Here is a 16096-nt window from a genome sequence, read left to right on the forward strand (position 1 = left end):
CCATTCAGGCGGCGCTGGAACGGCAGGGGACAAGGCGGATGGAGATGGAGCGCAGCGGACTTCTGGTGATCCTGTCCTCGCCCTCGGGGGCGGGCAAATCGACGCTGGCGCGGCAGCTGATGGACTGGGATCCGGGCCTGCGCTTTTCCGTCTCGGCCACCACCCGCAGGCCGCGCCCCGGCGAGGTCGAGGGCGAGCATTACTATTTCCGCACCGCCGAGCAGTTCCGCGCCATGGTCGCGGCGGGCGAGATGCTGGAACATGCCGAGGTCTTCGGCAATTTCTACGGCACCCCGCGCGGCCCGGTCGAGGAGGCGATGCGCGCCGGCCGCGACACTCTGTTCGACGTGGACTGGCAGGGCGGCCAGCAGATCCGCGCGTCTAGCCTTGGCGGACATGTCATCTCGATCTTCGTGCTGCCGCCCAGCCTGGCCGAGCTGGAGCGCCGGCTGATCTCGCGCCAGCAGGACGCGCCGGAGGTGATCGCCGGCCGCATGCGCAAAAGCCGGGACGAAATCAGCCATTGGGCGGAGTACGATTATGTCATCGTCAACGACGACCTGGACCGCAGCGCCGAGGCGCTGAAGACCATCCTGCGGGCCGAGCGGATGCGCCGCGCCCGGCAGGTGGGGCTTGGCCCCTTCGTTCGGGCGCTCATGGAGGAGGAAAGCGCATGATCTGGGAACTGGACGGTATCGCGCCGCAAATCGCCGAGGACGCCTGGGTGGCGCCGGATGCGCAGCTGATGGGCAAGGTCGTGCTGGAGCCGGGCGCCAGCGTCTGGTTCGGCGCCGTGCTGCGCGGCGACAACGAGGAAATCCGCGTCGGCCGGAATGCGAACGTGCAGGACCTGGCGATCTGCCATACCGATATCGGCTATCCGCTGAGCATCGGCGCGAACTGCACCATCGGCCATCGCGCCATCCTGCACGGCTGCACCATCGAGGAAGGCGCGCTGATCGGCATGGGCGCGATCATCCTGAACGGGGCAAGGATCGGAGCCGGCTCGCTGATCGGCGCCGGGGCCCTGATTGCCGAGAACAAGGTGATCCCGCCCGGCTCTTTGGTCATGGGCGCACCCGGAAAGATCGTGCGCGAGTTGGACGAGGCGGCGCGGGCGCAACTGCTGAAATCGGCCGAAGGCTATAACCGCAACGCCGCCCGCTTTCGGCAGGGGCTGGTGCAGGCCGGCCGGGGATGATCGAGGCGCGGCTGCATGCGCTTTTGCGGGCCGTGCCGGTGGCGATGCTGGTCGTCGACCGGCAGGCGCGCATCCTGGGCGCCAACGAACCGGCCGAGGCGCTTCTGGGTGCGGTACCGGGCGGGCGACCCTTCGTCACCGTGCTGCGCCACCCCGAGGTCAATGCCGCGCTGGATGCCGTGCTGGCCGGGCAGGAACGGGCGCGGCTGAACGTCACCTTGGGCGCGGCCGACCGACGGGTGTTTTGCGAGGTGACGGTGACGGCCTTGCAGGCGCCGGGGCTGCTGGGTGCGGCCGTGGTGATCGAGGACCGCTCGCGCGATGAGGAAACCGAGCAGATGCGCCGCGACTTCGTCGCCAATGTCAGCCATGAATTGCGCACGCCGCTGACCGCACTGATGGGCTTTATCGAGACCTTGCGCGGTCCGGCCCGCAACGACCCCGCCGCGCGCGCGCGCTTTCTCGACATCATGGAGCGCGAAGCGGGGCGGATGAACCGGCTGGTTGCCGACCTCTTGTCGCTGAGCCGCGTCGAGCAGGACGAGCGCCGCCGCCCGGCGCAGAACCTGGACCTGGCCGGGCTGCTGCGCAGCGTCGTGGCAACGCTGACGCCCGCCGCCGCCGCGGCCGGGGTGCGGCTGGAACTGCAGGGCGCAGCCGGCAAGGTGCCGGTGCCGGGCGACGCCGACCAACTGGTTCAGGTGTTTCACAACCTGGTCGAGAACGCGCTGAAATACGGCGGCGGTGGCGGCGTGGCGACGGTGACGCTGGAACGGCTGGCGCATGAGCCGGTGCTGCGCGGCCCGGCCTGGGCGGTTTCCGTCGCCGACCAGGGCGAGGGCATCGATCAGCAGCACCTGCCGCGCCTGACCGAGCGGTTCTATCGCGTCGACACGCATCGCTCGCGCGAGCAGGGCGGCACCGGGCTGGGCCTGGCCATCGTCAAGCATATCGTGAACCGGCATCGCGGCCGCCTGCGCATCGAAAGCGAGCGCGGAAAGGGCAGCCGCTTCACCGTCATCCTGCCCGAACAGATCGGCCGCATCTGAACCGGCAGGCCGCAGGTCGCGAAAGCGAAAAAAGCCGGGAGCATCGAGCCCCCGGCTTTTTTATGGCCCCGCGTCCCGGCCGCGGACGGATCACTCTGCCGCGTGGTCGGTGACCGGATGCGCGGCGCAGTCGGATTTCATGCGGAAGCCGCGTTCAAGCTGGTCGAAGGGCGCCACCGGATATTCGCCCGAGAAACAGGCATCGCAATATTGCGGGCAGGCGCTGTTGCGGCCCCGCGCCTCGCCCACGGCGCGATAAAGCCCGTCAAGCGACACGAAGGCCAAGCTGTCGACGCCGATCCATTCGCGCATCTCTTCCTCGGACATCTGCGCGGCCAGCAGCTTTTCGCGGTCGGGCGTGTCCACGCCGTAGAAGCAGGGCCAGGCAGTCGGCGGCGAGGCGATGCGGAAATGCACCTCGGCCGCGCCGGCATCCAGGATCATGTCCTTGATCTTGCGCGAGGTCGTTCCGCGCACCACCGAATCGTCCACCAGCACCACGCGCTTGCCCTTGACCAGCGCGCGGTTGACGTTGAGCTTCAGCCGCACGCCCATGTTGCGGATCTGCTCGGTCGGTTCAATGAAGGTCCGGCCCATATACTGGTTGCGGATGATGCCCATGCCAAAGGGGATGCCGCTTTCATGCGCATAACCGATGGCGGCCGGCGTGCCGCTGTCGGGCACCGGGCAGACCAGATCGGCTTCGACCGGCGCCTCGCGGGCCAGTTCCACGCCGATCTGGCGCCGGGTCTCATAGACGGAACGGCCGCCGATGATCGAATCGGGACGCGAGAAATACACATGCTCGAAGATGCAGAAGCGCCCCGTCGAGGGACCGAAGGGGCGCGAGGACTCGATCTCGCCCTTGGAGATCACCACCATTTCGCCCGGCTCGATCTCGCGCAGGAACTCGGCGCCGATGATGTCGAGCGCGCAGGTTTCGGAGGCAAGCACGAAGCCCTCGTCGCCGATGCGGCCCAACACCAGCGGGCGCACGCCCAGCGGGTCGCGCACGCCGATCAGCTTGGTGCGGGTCATGGCGATGACGCTGAAGGCCCCCTCGACCCGGCGCAGCGCGTCCTTCATCCGCTCGGGGATGTTGCGCTGAATGGAACGCGCCATCAGGTGGATGATGCATTCGCTGTCGGAACTGGACTGGAAGATCGAGCCGCGCTCGATCAGTTCGCGACGCAGCGCCATGGCGTTGGTGATGTTGCCGTTATGGGCGAGCGCGCAGCCGCCCATGGCGAATTCGCCGAAGAAGGGCTGCACGTCGCGGATCGCCGTCGCCGCCTTGGTGCCGGCGGTGGAATAGCGCACATGGCCGATGGCGAGCGAGCCGGGCAGGGTCTCCATCAGGCTTTGCTTGGTGAAGTTGTCGCGCACATAGCCGAAGCGATGGGCGCTGTTGAAGCCCTGCTCGGCATCATGGGCGACGATGCCGCCGGCCTCCTGCCCGCGGTGCTGCAAGGCATGCAGCCCCAATGCGACGAAATTGGCGGCATCCGTCACTCCGATCACGCCGAACACGCCGCATTCTTCATGCAGGCGGTCGGAATCGAAGGGATGGGCAAGGAATGGCTGCATCATCACCGACTCTTGGGGCTATTCCGGGGCTGGGTATGGGACGCTTGACGCCAATCTAGGGTGTCAGGCGGACGAAGTCACGCCCCACGGCCATCGCGGGGCGCTTTTTATGTCACAAATTGGCCATATCGGCTCAATTCGCCGGTGCGGCGGGCGTGGGGGCGGGCGTTTGGGCGTCGACCGGCTGGCCCGAGGGCACGCAACTGCGCACCAGTTGTTCATAGCGGCTGACCACCCAACCCGGCGCGTCCTGCGGGATCTGCTGGTCCATCTGGCCGCGCATGCGCTCGAACACCTGCGCCGAGCGGGAGTTCTCGACCACCGCCACGGGCTGCGTCGCCATCACCCGGTCATAGACGATGAAGGCGATGGCGACGAGCAGGATGCCGCGCGCCACCCCGAAGAGGAACCCCATGCCCTGATCCACGCCGCCGAGCGCCGAACGCTGCACGACCGAGGAAAACAGCGGCGTGATGATCGAGAACAGCACCAGCGCCAGCGCGAAGACCGCGGCGAAGCCGGCGATGGTGGCAAGTTCGCAGCTGTCGGCCAGGAACTTGTTCAGCCCCGGAACCTGCGCCACCATCGGCCGCACCGTCGGCGCGAAGATGAAGGCCAGCACCGCCGCGCCGATCCAGCCGAGAATCGCCAGCGATTCGCGCACGAAGCCCCGCGCATAGGCCAGGATCGCCGAGAGGATGATCACGGCGGCGACAATGCCGTCGATGATGGTGAATCCGTCCATTTTCACGCCCTTTCGCGGCATTCCCCGCGTCTTTGGGACGAGTTCATCCGGCGCCGAATGTCTCGCCCACGAAACTTGTCAGATCCGCGATGCGGTCGATTCGCATCCCGGCCACGCCCTCGACCTTGGTGGCCGAAGGCAGGATCGCTCGTGAAAAACCAAGTTTCTGCGCCTCTTTCAACCTGTTTTCCGCCTGCGCGACGGGCCGCAGTGCGCCCGAGAGGCTGATTTCGCCGAAAAGCACCGCCTCGGGCGGCAGCGCCACGTCCTCGCGCGCGCTGAGCAGCGCGGCGGCGATCGCAAGGTCTGCGGCGGGCTCGCTGACGCGCATCCCCCCGGCAACATTGAGGAAAACGTCGAGACCCGCGAAGGGGACGGCGCAGCGCGCCTCGAGCACGGCGAGGATGGTCGAGACCCGTCCGCCATCCAGCCCGACCACGGTTCGGCGGGGACTTGCCAATGTCGAGGGGGCGACCAGCGCCTGCACCTCGGTCAGCACCGGGCGCGTGCCCTCGATCCCGGCAAAGACCGCCGAGCCGGCGCTGGCCTCGCCGCGTTCGGACAGGAACAGCGCCGAGGGGTTGGCGACCTCGGCAAGCCCGCCCCCGGTCATCTCGAAGACGCCGATCTCGTCGGCGGGGCCGAAACGGTTCTTGTGGGCGCGCAGGATGCGGAACTGGTGGCCGCGCTCGCCCTCGAAATACAGCACGGTGTCGACCATGTGCTCGACCACGCGGGGGCCGGCGATCTGGCCCTCCTTGGTGACATGGCCGACCAAGATGACCGAGGTGCCGCGCCGCTTGGCGAAGATGACGAGTTCATGCGCGCTGGCGCGGACCTGCGCCACCGAGCCGGGCGCGGCCTCGATCCGGTCGGACCAGAGCGTCTGGATCGAGTCGATCACCGCCACGTCGGGGCGCTCGGCGTCGAGCGTGGTCAGGATGTCGCGCAGCGCGGTCTCGGCACCCAGGCGGACGGGCGCGTCGCCCAGGCCCAGGCGCTGTGCGCGCAACCGGACCTGGGCGCTGGCTTCCTCGCCCGAGACATAGATCGCCTGCTGACCGGCGCGGGCAAAGGCGGCGGCGGCCTGCAGCAGCAGGGTGGACTTGCCGATGCCCGGATCGCCGCCGACGAGAATGGCCGAGCCGGGGACCAGCCCGCCGCCCAGCACCCGGTCGAGCTCGGCGATGCCGGAGGTGGCGCGCCTGGGCGGCGCATCCTGCGTGGCGAGGCCCGAAAGCGGGATAGGCTTGCCCTTGAGCGTGCCGAGGCCGCGGCCGGGGCCCTGGCTGAGCGGCGCTTCCTCGATGACGGTGTTCCAGGCGCCGCAGGCGTCGCAGCGGCCGGCCCATTTGCGATGGCTGGCGCCGCAGGCGGTGCAGGTGAAGGCGGTGATCGGTTTGGCCATGCTCGCTATCTGGCAGATTGCGCGGACGGGCGCCACCGGGAAGGGCGGCGCCGGTGGCGCGGTCCCATGAGTATTTGGGGAACGAAGAAGTCCGGGGCCGTGCCTGATGGGCCGGCGCAATGAGTATTTGGGAAACGGTGAAGGCGGATCAGGTCACGCCCAGGCCGGCGCGCATCATGATCCGGCGCACGGGCGCCACGGCGTAGAGGCCGCCCAGGGCGGCGGCGCGCAGGTCGCGCAGGGGGCGGGCCGAGATCATGCTGGCGCGGTTCAGCGCGTCGATGCCGATAAGACGCGCGAGCGCCTCGGGGCGGCGGCGGCGCTCATAGGCGGCGAGCGATCTCGCACTGCCGGGATCGCCGGTCGAGAGGGCGATGAGCGAGGCCAGATCGGCGAGGCTCATGTTCAGCCCCTGCGCGCCGATGGGCGGGACGACATGCGCGGCTTCGGCGATCAGCGCCGTGCGCGGGCCGGTGAAGCGGTCGGCGATCTGGCTGATGATCGGCCATTCCGTCAGCCGGGTCGCCTGGGTCAGATGGCCCAGCACGCCGGCCGAGCGGCGGTTCAGCTCGGCCTCGAATTCCGCGGGCGGCAGGGCGCGCAGCCGGGCGGTCTCGGGGCCGCGTTCCATCCAGACCACGGCCGAGGAGGGTTTTCCGTCCCGGTCGGGCAAGGGCACCAGCGTGAAGGGGCCGCCCGAGCGGTGGACCTCGGTCGAGACGTTCTCGTGCGGGCGTTCATGGGTGACGGCGAAGGCCAGCGCCTTTTGTCCGTAGCGCAGCGTGCGGGTGCCGATGCCGAGCGCCTGGCGCACCGGCGAGTTGCGGCCGTCGGCGCCGATCACCAGCCTTGCCCGGATGCGGCTGCCGTCGGTCAGCGTGGCCAGCGCCTCGCTGTCGCGGACCACCAGTCCCGCCGTGCCGGTGCCGGGCAGGAAGCGGACGTTTTGCAGGCCGGCGAGCCGCGCCGAGATCTCGCGCTTCAGAAGCCAGTTGGGCAGGTTCCAGCCGAAGGGCTGGTCCGAAATCTCGGAAGCGTCGAAATCGCGGGTCAACCGCGCTTGCGACAGTTTCCCGCCGGCATCGATGATGCGCATGGTTTGCAGCGCGGTGGCATGGGGGGCGAGGCGCTCCCACAAGCCGGCCGCCTGCAGCACCGCGATCGAGGGGTGCAGGAAGGCGGTGCTGCGCAGGTCCGATCCCTGGGCCGCCTCTTCGGTCACCGGCGGGGCGGGGTCGACGCAGATCACGGAATGTCCCGCGCTGCCGAAGGCGGCGGCCGCGATGAGCCCGGCGATGCCGCCGCCGGAGACGAGGATCTCGGTATCGTCGATCTGCATGTCTGGTTCCGGCCTGCCTAGAACCCGGCCGCATAGGCGGCGAGCATGCCGAAGACCAGCACGGTCGCGGCCAGCGCGATCAGGCTGAGCGCCGGCAGGCCCCAGAGCACGAGGGCCAGCACCGAAAGCACGACGACCAGCAGGGCGAAGGTGAAAAGGGCGGTGGCGGTGCGGGCCTCGGCCTTGGCTTCGGCGGGGGTGAGTGGCTCGGACATGCGCGTTCCCTAGTTATCTGTTTCCTGTCGGCGGAACGTCAGATCTTACCCGGACCGCCGCTTGCGGCAAGCCCGCGCAGGAATTCGCCCAGATCCTGGGTGCGATAGTGGACATGCGGGCCGTGGTCCTGGCCTTCGGCCAGATCGTCCGGGCCATGACGGCCGGTTCCGACGAGAATCGTCCGCATTCCAAGCCGATGCGGGATGGCAAGGTTGCGGGGGTCGTCCTCGAACATGGCGGCGCGGGACGGCTCGAAGCCTTCGGCGGCCAGAACTGCGGCATAAGCGCGCGGGTCCGGCTTGGGGTAGAAACCCACCTCCTCGACGCCGTGGATTGCATCGAACACCATCAGCCCGCGGTGCTCCAGCACCCGCGTCGCATAGGCGCTGTCGCCATTGGTATGCACGATCTTGCGGCCGGGCAGGGCCGAGATCAACCCGGCCAGTTCCGGGTCGGGCGTCAGAACGGTGAAGTCGATGTCGTGGACATCGCGCAGATAGGGCAGCGGGGCGATGCCGTGTTCGGCCATCAGCCCGGCCAGCGTGGTGCCGTGCTCGCGCCAGTAATGGCTGCGCAGCCGGTTCGCCACGGCCTCGGTCACGCGCAGCTCGCGCATGACATAGGCGGTCATGCGCTGCTCGATCTGGGCAAAAAGCCTGACCTCGGGCGCATAAAGCGTGTTGTCCAGATCGAAGATCCAGGTGGTGACATGCCGAAAATCCATGTTCCCTGCCTAAACCCGCGGCATGGCGCTTGCAATCGCCGTTCCGAGCGCGGATCGTGCGTGCCATGAAAGACGCCTATTCCCTGATCCTCTCCGCCATCGACAACGGCAGCTATCGCCCCGGCGACAGGCTGGTCGAATCCGAACTGGCCGAACGCTTCGGCGTTTCCCGCACCCCGGTCCGCGAGGCGCTGCAGCGGCTGGAAACCCAGTCCATGCTGAAACGCGACGGGCGCAGCCTGATCGTCGCCACGCTGGACCACAACCAACTGGCCGAGCTTTACACGGTGCGCGCCGAACTCGAGGCGCTGGCGGCGCGGCTGGCCGCCCGCCACGCCACGCCCGAGGAGGTGCGCGTTCTGGCCGGCATGGTCGAGGACGACCGCGCCATCCTGGGCGACCCGCAGGCCCTGGCACGGGCGAACCGCCGCTTTCACCACCAGATCCACCTGGCCTCGCACAACCGCTATCTGGTGCAGCAGCTGGACCTGGTGCATCGCAGCATGGCCCTGATGGCGCGCACCAGCCTGGCGGCACAGGGCCGCGACGTCGTCACCCTGGACGAGCACCAGGCCATCGTCGATGCCATCGCCGCCCATGACGGGGCGGCGGCGGAACAGGCGCTGCGCCATCACATCTCGATGGCCTTCGAGACCCGGCTGAAGGAAGAAGCGCGGCTGGCCGACGAGGAAGAGGATTGATGCGCGAAATCCGCGCCCCGGCCGATCTGGAGGAGGGCGCGGCGCATCTGATGCGGGTCTGTCCGGTCTGGGCGCGCGAGTTGCCGGCGCTGATGCCGCTGCCGCTGCGGCGCTGGCCCGAAGGGTTCCCGGCAATCCGCGATGCGGTGGTTTCGCAGCAGATCTCGACCCAGGCTGCCAATGCCATCGCCGCGCGCATGGCTGCGGCGGGGCTGGCCGATGAGGCGGGAATCGCCGCCGCGGATGACGAGGCGCTGCGCGCCGCCGGCCTGTCGCGGCCCAAGATCCGCTATCTGCGCGGCATTGCCGGGGCAGGGGTGGACTGGGCGGGCTTGCGCGACCTGCCCGACGAGGCGGTGATCGCCCGGCTGACCGCCTTGCCGGGAATCGGGCGCTGGACCGCCGACATCTATCTGAAATTCGCGCTTGGCCGGGCGGATGCCTTTGCTGCGGGTGATCTGGCGCTGGCCGAGGCGGCCCGGCTGCTCCATGGCCTGCCGGAACGCCCCCGTCCGGCCGCCCTGACCGAGCTGGCCGAGCCGTGGCGGCCCTGGCGGGCGGTTGCGGCCCGGGCGCTCTGGGCCTATTACCGGGCCGCAAAAGGGCGCGAGGGCGTCCGCTGAGGGGGACGAGATGCTGCGCGAGTTGAAATCCGAACGCAAGGGGCCGCGCCAGGCCGATTCCGTGGTGGTCTTTCTGCACGGCTACGGCGCCGACGGGGCCGACCTGCTGGGACTGGCCGATCCGCTGGCGCCGCATCTGCCCGGCACCGCCTTCTATGCCCCGAACGCACCCGAGCCCTGCGTGAACAATCCGATGGGCTATCAGTGGTTTCCCATCCCCTGGATGGACGGCTCGTCCGAGACGCAGGCCAAGGAATCGGCGGCGCAATCCTTCAAGGACATCAATGCCTTCCTGGACAATGTTCTGGCGAATGAAGGGCTGGCCGCGGACAGGCTGGCGCTGGTCGGCTTTTCGCAGGGCACGATGATGGCGCTGGCCGTCGCTCCGCAGCGCCAAGAAGAGATCGCCGGGGTGGTGGGGTTCTCGGGCCGCTTGCTGGACCCCGAGAACGTGGGCCAGGCGCGGGTCAAGCCGCCGGTCCTGCTGATCCATGGCGACCAGGACCCGGTCGTGCCCTTCGAAAGCATGGGGATCGCCGGCGAGGCGCTGCAGGCGGCCGGCTTCACCGTCTACGGCCATGTGATGAAGAATACCGGCCACGGCATCTCGCCCGACGGGCTGTCCGTGGCCCTGGCCTTCCTGAAGGAGCGGTTTGCCGCCGGGTCGTAAGGTCTTTGGGCGATTTCGCACTTGCGAAAGGAAATGCAGTCCCTACCTTCTTAAAGAGGAAGAGACGAGGAGAGTGCACATGACCCTGATCTGGATGACCGTGATCGCCCTGATTCCGGCCGGCATGGTTTCGCTGCGTCTTCTGGCGCCGCAGCCTGCAGCGGTGCGCGCCCGCCGCTGATCCTTTCGGCCGGCCCGTCGGTCACGCCCAGATCGCGGGATCGGCAATCTCGATGGAGTTCCCGGCAGGATCGCGGAAATACAGCGACCTGCCGCCTTGCGGCCAGATGAAATCGGCCTCGATCTCGATGCCCGACGCCTCCAGATGCGCGCGCCAGGCGTCGAACGTGTCCGGCTTGGCGCCCATGCAGAAATGCCCCGGCCCCTCGCTGCCATGCGGCGGCACAGGCAGGCGGGCATCGGGCTTGGGCGGGATGCGGGTCGCGTCGGCACGAAACACCAGCAGCACCTGCGCGCCGCAGCGAAAGAACACATGCCGGCCGGGCACCCGGGCGATCTCGGGCAGGCCGATGATTCCGGTCCAGAAACGGGCAGCCTCGTCCAGATCCTCGGCGTAAAGCGCGGATTCCAGCGTGCCGATCAGCTTGGGCGGTATCGTCATGCCGCCATCTTGCCAGCAATCCTTCGGTGGGGCCAGCCCGGCTTGACCTTGCCCCATGCGCCGCCACAACCTGCCCGGCAGGACAGGAGGCAAGGCATGGCGTGGATCTATCTGGGTGTGGCGGGGTTGTACGAGGTGATCTGGGCCTTTGCCATGAAGCAGTCCGACGGCTTCACCCGGCCCTGGGCGACCGCGACCACCCTTGTCGCCATGGCGGCCAGCGTCTGGTTCCTGTCGCTGTCGATGAAGGTGCTGCCCCTGGGCACCGCCTATGTCATCTGGACGGGCATCGGCGCGGTCGGCACCTTCGTTCTGGGGGTGCTGCTGCTGGGCGAATCGGCCGATTCGCTGCGCCTTCTCGCGGCGGTGCTGATCGTTGCGGGCCTGGTGCTGATGAAGATCGCCTCGCCGCATTGAGCCTTGTCACGCCGCTGTCACGCCGCAGGGCTATTTGTGTGCCAGGCATATATTCAGGGACTTGTCAGCCCGGAACCGCGATATATAGTCGGTGCCATGTTCTGACCCGTCCCGGACAAGGCGAAGCGAGGGCCGATGCTGGACGACCATGGCGAATTCCGAACCCAATTCGTGCGCGAGCCATCCTTCTTGCGCCACCATCCCGCACTGGTCCTAAACGCCGATTTCAGACCGCTCAGCTATTATCCGCTGTCGCTCTGGCCCTGGCAGGAGGCGGTGAAGGCGGTGTTCCTGGACCGTGTCCAGATCATCGCCGAATATGACGAGGTGGTGCGCAGCCAGCATCACGCGATACGCATCCCCTCGGTCGTCGTGCTGAAAGACTTCGTCAAACCCCAGAAGCGCGTGGCATTCACGCGCTTCAATCTTTTTCTGCGGGACGAATTCTGCTGCCAGTATTGCGGTGCGAAGGGCGAGTTGACCTTTGACCATGTCCTGCCGCGCTCGCGCGGAGGGATCACCAGTTGGGAGAATGTTGTCGCCGCCTGTTCGCCCTGCAACCTGAGGAAGGCCAACAAACTGCTGAAGAATTCGGGACTTAGGCTGCGTCGCCCGCCTCGCCGGCCCACGCCGGAGGAGATGCACGCCATCGGCCGGCGCTTCCCGCCCAACCATCTGCACGACAGCTGGATGGATTTTCTCTACTGGGATACGGAGCTGATTGCGGAGTAGAATGTCTCGGTAATCAGTTGTTATATCTGGTATTTTCTCTGCATCCTGACAGTTTTTCGGACAGAGTCGGCTTGGGACGCAGCGGATTTATTGCAGCGACGGGCAATGCCGGTTAAAGAAATCGTCAGGTTTGCGTGATGACATCAAGCCTGCTTACGCGCCGATTCGCATTCGTCCGGCGCTGCGACCGTCGCCCGCGCGCATGGCGCCCGCATCTGCGGCCATGCAGGGCGATCAACGAAAAGACAAGAAAGGATCTCGCATGTGGACACGTATTCAGACCGTGGTGGATGGTAAACCCGTTTCTGGTGACTGGACGATTTGCCGCAACGAGGTGCCGGTGGGGCGCATCTGTCACGATCCGAAACAGCCGGGCATCGCCTCCTGGGCATGGTCCGTGCTGCACGATCCGAATGCCAACGGACGAGCATGGACGGAAGAGGCCGCGCTTTCGGCGATCAAGGACGGTGCCGAGAAACCGGGCAACGCGGCCGCGTAACACCATGGCGAAGGGGCGGCGATTCGCGCCGCCTGCGCCTTTTCTTCCGGCTGGTTCGGGTTTCCGCCCGGTTTTCGGGCAGCGGCCGGAAAGCTAGCTTCGGTGATCGCGTGTCGTCAGATGCGCGATCGCGGCCGCCAGCAGCGCCACAAGACCCAGCGCGAACAGCGGAATGCCCACGGCGTTCGCCGCCCAGATCGTCAGCCCGGCGGCCAGGATCACGGCAAGGATCAGGAACAGGAAATGCGGCAGCGGCATGTCATCCTCCGTTGCCCTCAATATGCCCCCGCGCGCCTCCGACGAAAAGGCCCGCGGGCGATTAATCCGGCCTGCGCCGCCGGGTTTCCTGCGCGCGCTGGAAAATGTTCTCTAAATGTTCTAACGTGGCGGTATGAGCCTGCCACCCCGGAACCCCGACGAGATCCTGCGCGCCCGCGGCGCCGACTCGCGCCCCGCCGCGCGGTTCGAGCCCTACCGGACCGAGCGCGAGGACGACGGCTGGGACATACCCGAGGACCAAGCTCTGCTGCGCACCGAAATCACGCAGGAGCGGGCGCGCTCGATCATTACCCGCAACACGTCGCCCGACATCCCCTTCGACCGCTCGCTCAACCCGTATCGCGGCTGCGAGCATGGCTGCATCTATTGCTTCGCCCGACCGAGCCATGCCTATCTGGGCCTGTCGCCCGGGCTGGATTTCGAGACGCGAATCGTGGCCAAGCCCAACGCCCCCGAACTGCTCGCGGCCGAGATCGGCAGGCGGGGCTATGCCGTCGCGCCCATCGCCTTTGGCACCAATACCGACCCCTACCAGCCCATCGAGGCCAAGCTGGGCATCATGCGCGGCTGCCTGCAGGTGTTGCATGACTGGAACCACCCGCTGAGCCTGGTGACGCGGGGCGCCACGGTGATGCGCGACGCGGACCTGCTCGGGGCGATGGCGGCCAAGGGGCAGGCGATGGTCTGCATTTCCCTGACCACGCTGGACGCGGAACTGGCGCGGCAGATGGAGCCGCGCGCGCCGGCGCCCGCGACCCGGCTGCGGATGATCCGGGTGCTTTCGGATGTCGGCGTGCCGGTGCGGGTCATGGTCGCGCCGATCATCCCGGTTCTGACCGAGCATGAGCTGGAGCGCATCATGCAGGCCGCCCGCGACGCCGGGGCAAGTGCCGCCGGCATGATCCCGATCCGCCTGCCGCTGGAGGTGGCGCCGCTGTTCCGCGACTGGCTGGAGCGCCACCACCCCGGCAAGGCGGCGCATGTGATGGCGCGTATCCAGGCCATGCGCGGCGGGCGCGACAACGACCCGCGCTTTGGCAAGCGCATGCGTGGCGAAGGGCACGAGGCCGACCTGCTGCACCAGCGTTTCCGCCTGGCCCGCAAGCGGCTGGGGCTGGTGCGCGAGGCCGAGGTGCTGGATTGCAGCCGCTTCAGTCCTCCGCCGCGGGCTGGGGACCAATTGACGCTGTTCTGACTATTCCCCCGGTCCCATGACCTCGGCGATGCGGGCCGAGATGCGCTCGGGCGAGGGGCGCGGCCCGCGCGGCGCGGCGACCAGCGCGTCGCGCATCGCGGCCAGATGCTCGGGCGTAGTGCCGCAGCAGCCGCCGACGATGCGCACGCCCAGGTCGCGGGCCAGCACGGCGAATTCGGCCATGACCTCGGGCGTCGCATCATAGATCAGCCCGCCGTCCTGATAGCGGGGCACGCCGGCATTCGGCTTGGCGATCAGCGGACGCTCGTTGCCCGAGGCGGCGAAACCGGCCACCGCCAGCAGCAGCTCGGCCGGGCCGGTGCCGCAATTCGCGCCATAGGCGATGGGCGGGTGCGACAGCCGGTCGATCAGCGAGGCAAGCTGCGGCGGCGTCACCCCCATCATGCTGCGTCCGCCCGGCTCGAAGCTCATCATGCCGCACCAGGGCATGCCGACGGCCTGCGCGGCCTTGGCGGCGGCGCGCATCTCCTCGACGGCGCTGATGGTCTCGACCCACAGCAGATCGGCGCCGCCTTCCTTCAGCGCCTGTGCCTGTTCGGTGAACATGGCGGCGGCCTCGGCCTCGGTCAGCCGGCCCATCGGGGCCATGATCTCGCCGATCGGGCCGATCGAGCCGGCGACGACCACGGCGCGGCCGACCTCGGCCGCCGCCTCGCGCGCCAGACGGGCGGCGGCGCGGTTCAGCTGGGCCACCTTGTCCTGCGCCTTGGCCAGCCGCAACCGACTGGCATTGGCGCCGAAGCTGTTGGTCAGGATGATGTCGGCGCCCGAGGCGATCATCTGCCGGTGCAGTTCGCGCACCTTTTCGGGATGGGTTTCGCACCACAGGTCGGGCGCCTGACCCGGCGCCAGCCCCATGTTGTAGAGATTGGTCCCGGTCGCCCCGTCGGCCAGAAGCCAGGGGCGTTCGCCGAGCATCCTCGACAGCTGATCAGGCATGGCTTTTCCCGTTTTGCGGCAGGATCGGGGAATCATAGCCCATCCTGCCGGGAAGTCATTGAAACATTCGTGAGTCCGCTCGCGGCGCTCAGCGCGAGCGGATCATGCCCATGATGTCCTTGGTGCGCTCGACGATGGGTCCGGCGATGGCGGCGGCCTGGCCGGCGCCGCGGCCCAGGATGCGGTCGATCTCGGCCGGGTCGGCCATGAACTCGGTCATCCGCCGGGTGATCGGGGCCAGCGCCTCGACCGCCACCTCGGCCAGCGCCGGCTTGAAGGCGCCGAAGCCCTGGCCCTCGAACCGCGCCAGCACCTGGTCGCCATTCTCGCCGGTCAGCGCGGCATAGATGTTGACGAGGTTCTTCGCCTCGGGCCGGTCCTTCAGCCCCTCCATCGATCCCGGCAGCGGATCGGCATCGGTGCGCGCCTTGCGGATCTTTTGCGCGATGGCATCGGCATCGTCGGTCAGGTTGATGCGGCTGGCATCCGAGGGATCGGATTTCGACATCTTCTTGGATCCGTCGCGCAGGGACATGACGCGGGTGGCCGTGCCCTCGATCATCGGCTCGGTGATCGGGAAGAAGTCGACGCCATAATCGTGGTTGAACTTGGCGGCGATGTCGCGGGTCAGTTCCAGATGCTGCTTCTGGTCCTCGCCCACCGGGACGGCAGTGGCGTGATAGGCCAGGATGTCGGCGGCCATCAGCGACGGGTAGGCCAGAAGGCCCAGGCTGGAATTCTCGCTGTTCTTGCCGGCCTTGTCCTTGAACTGGGTCATGCGATACATCCAGCCGACCCGCGCCACGGTGTTGAAAAGCCAGGCGAGTTCGGCATGCTGCGAAACCTGGCTCTGGTTGAACAGGATCGAGACCTCGGGGTCCACGCCCGAGGCCATGAAGGCCGCCGCGACCTCGCGGGTGTTGTGGCGCAGCTTCTCGGGCTCCTGCCAGACGGTGATCGCATGCAGGTCCACGACGCAATAGATCGTCTCGGCACCCTTGCCCTGATAGTCCGCAAAGCGTTTCAGCGCGCCCAGATAGTTCCCCAGCGTCAGCCCGCCCGAGGGCTGGATGCCGGAGAAGATGCGCTTGGCGAAGCTCGTGGTCATGGCACTACCTGCTTGGAAAAT

At 67.9% G+C, this 16096-nt stretch carries 20 protein-coding genes; 10 read left to right on the forward strand and 10 right to left on the reverse strand.

From position 1 onward, the window contains the following. Positions 1–44: 44 nt before the first annotated feature. From gmk to BLT64_RS06595, 3 genes are read left to right on the forward strand one after another with little or no spacing between them, the layout of a single operon-like run. Positions 45–677, forward strand: a complete 633-nt coding sequence (gene gmk, locus BLT64_RS06585; RefSeq protein ID WP_041530636.1) for a guanylate kinase — start codon at positions 45–47, stop codon at positions 675–677. Continuing rightward, the gene (locus tag BLT64_RS06590) at positions 674–1201 is read left to right on the forward strand and encodes a gamma carbonic anhydrase family protein (protein ID WP_011750170.1); all 528 of its coding nucleotides are present in this window, start codon (positions 674–676) and stop codon (positions 1199–1201) included. The genes gmk and BLT64_RS06590 overlap by 4 nt, the downstream gene beginning before the upstream one ends. Beyond that, a complete protein-coding gene (locus tag BLT64_RS06595; RefSeq protein WP_011750171.1) occupies positions 1198–2250 on the forward strand; it encodes an ATP-binding protein in 1053 nt (350 codons plus the stop codon). Before BLT64_RS06590 ends, BLT64_RS06595 begins: the two co-directional genes overlap by 4 nt. A gap of 90 nt (positions 2251–2340) precedes the next feature. Here BLT64_RS06595 and purF read toward each other — a convergent pair whose 3' ends face one another. The 6 genes from purF to BLT64_RS06625 form a co-directional block, all read right to left on the reverse strand. Continuing rightward, positions 2341–3837 carry an amidophosphoribosyltransferase gene (gene purF / locus BLT64_RS06600; RefSeq protein ID WP_086000175.1) on the reverse strand — a complete coding sequence of 499 codons (1497 nt, stop codon included), beginning with the start codon at positions 3835–3837 and terminating at the stop codon, positions 2341–2343. A 133-nt stretch (positions 3838–3970) separates the two neighbouring features. Next, complete coding sequence (locus BLT64_RS06605) at positions 3971–4582, reverse strand: CvpA family protein (protein ID WP_011750173.1); 612 nt, start codon at positions 4580–4582, stop codon at positions 3971–3973. A gap of 43 nt (positions 4583–4625) precedes the next feature. Further along, a complete protein-coding gene (gene radA, locus BLT64_RS06610; protein ID WP_011750174.1) occupies positions 4626–5990 on the reverse strand; it encodes a DNA repair protein RadA in 1365 nt (454 codons plus the stop codon). Positions 5991–6138: 148 nt separating this feature from the next. Continuing rightward, on the reverse strand, positions 6139–7329 hold the full coding sequence (locus tag BLT64_RS06615; RefSeq protein ID WP_011750175.1) for a UbiH/UbiF family hydroxylase: 1191 nt from the start codon (positions 7327–7329) through the stop codon (positions 6139–6141). A 17-nt stretch (positions 7330–7346) separates the two neighbouring features. Then, positions 7347–7544, reverse strand: a complete 198-nt coding sequence (locus BLT64_RS06620; RefSeq protein ID WP_041530432.1) for a hypothetical protein — start codon at positions 7542–7544, stop codon at positions 7347–7349. A gap of 38 nt (positions 7545–7582) precedes the next feature. Continuing rightward, positions 7583–8269: a pyrimidine 5'-nucleotidase gene (locus BLT64_RS06625; protein ID WP_011750176.1), complete on the reverse strand. Its 687-nt coding sequence runs from the start codon at positions 8267–8269 to the stop codon at positions 7583–7585. A gap of 65 nt (positions 8270–8334) precedes the next feature. Here BLT64_RS06625 and BLT64_RS06630 point away from each other — a divergent pair, with 65 nt between their 5' ends. Genes BLT64_RS06630 through BLT64_RS06640 form a run of 3 tightly spaced genes read left to right on the forward strand, consistent with a single transcriptional unit; the run spans position 8335 to position 10263 of the window. After that, complete coding sequence (locus tag BLT64_RS06630) at positions 8335–8970, forward strand: GntR family transcriptional regulator (RefSeq protein ID WP_011750177.1); 636 nt, start codon at positions 8335–8337, stop codon at positions 8968–8970. Further along, positions 8970–9593 (forward strand): DNA-3-methyladenine glycosylase family protein, encoded by a 624-nt coding sequence (locus BLT64_RS06635; protein ID WP_011750178.1) that lies wholly within the window; start codon positions 8970–8972, stop codon positions 9591–9593. Before BLT64_RS06630 ends, BLT64_RS06635 begins: the two co-directional genes overlap by 1 nt. 10 nt (positions 9594–9603) lie before the next feature. After that, complete coding sequence (locus BLT64_RS06640) at positions 9604–10263, forward strand: alpha/beta hydrolase (RefSeq protein ID WP_011750179.1); 660 nt, start codon at positions 9604–9606, stop codon at positions 10261–10263. A 202-nt stretch (positions 10264–10465) separates the two neighbouring features. Here BLT64_RS06640 and BLT64_RS06645 read toward each other — a convergent pair whose 3' ends face one another. Then, positions 10466–10885 (reverse strand): VOC family protein, encoded by a 420-nt coding sequence (locus tag BLT64_RS06645; protein ID WP_041530433.1) that lies wholly within the window; start codon positions 10883–10885, stop codon positions 10466–10468. A gap of 96 nt (positions 10886–10981) precedes the next feature. On the opposite strand from BLT64_RS06645, the gene BLT64_RS06650 reads away from it, so the two are divergent. The 3 genes from BLT64_RS06650 to BLT64_RS27300 all read left to right on the forward strand — a co-directional run bounded on the left by BLT64_RS06650 (position 10982) and on the right by BLT64_RS27300 (position 12533). Further along, entirely contained in the window at positions 10982–11302 is a 321-nt protein-coding gene (locus BLT64_RS06650; RefSeq protein WP_011750181.1) for a DMT family transporter, read from the forward strand. Positions 11303–11437: 135 nt separating this feature from the next. Beyond that, positions 11438–12034, forward strand: a complete 597-nt coding sequence (locus tag BLT64_RS06655; protein WP_011750182.1) for an HNH endonuclease — start codon at positions 11438–11440, stop codon at positions 12032–12034. Positions 12035–12164: 130 nt separating this feature from the next. After that, the gene (locus tag BLT64_RS27300) at positions 12165–12533 is read left to right on the forward strand and encodes a hypothetical protein (protein ID WP_011750183.1); all 369 of its coding nucleotides are present in this window, start codon (positions 12165–12167) and stop codon (positions 12531–12533) included. A gap of 93 nt (positions 12534–12626) precedes the next feature. Here the strand turns inward: BLT64_RS27300 and BLT64_RS26765 are convergent, their stop codons facing one another. Beyond that, positions 12627–12791 carry a hypothetical protein gene (locus BLT64_RS26765; RefSeq protein ID WP_164901622.1) on the reverse strand — a complete coding sequence of 55 codons (165 nt, stop codon included), beginning with the start codon at positions 12789–12791 and terminating at the stop codon, positions 12627–12629. Positions 12792–12924: 133 nt separating this feature from the next. Here BLT64_RS26765 and BLT64_RS06665 point away from each other — a divergent pair, with 133 nt between their 5' ends. Further along, on the forward strand, positions 12925–14007 hold the full coding sequence (locus BLT64_RS06665) for a PA0069 family radical SAM protein (RefSeq protein WP_011750184.1): 1083 nt from the start codon (positions 12925–12927) through the stop codon (positions 14005–14007). Here BLT64_RS06665 and bmt read toward each other — a convergent pair whose 3' ends face one another. Together bmt and trpS are read right to left on the reverse strand one after the other, a co-directional pair. Further along, positions 14008–14967, reverse strand: coding sequence for a betaine--homocysteine S-methyltransferase (gene bmt / locus BLT64_RS06670; protein WP_011750185.1), 960 nt, complete (start codon positions 14965–14967; stop codon positions 14008–14010). 88 nt (positions 14968–15055) lie between these two features. Beyond that, the gene (trpS, locus tag BLT64_RS06675; protein ID WP_011750186.1) at positions 15056–16075 is read right to left on the reverse strand and encodes a tryptophan--tRNA ligase; all 1020 of its coding nucleotides are present in this window, start codon (positions 16073–16075) and stop codon (positions 15056–15058) included. Between the last annotated feature and the right edge of the window lie 21 nt (positions 16076–16096).

Source organism: Paracoccus denitrificans, from assembly GCF_900100045.1.
Taxonomy (GTDB): Bacteria; Pseudomonadota; Alphaproteobacteria; order Rhodobacterales; family Rhodobacteraceae; genus Paracoccus; species Paracoccus denitrificans.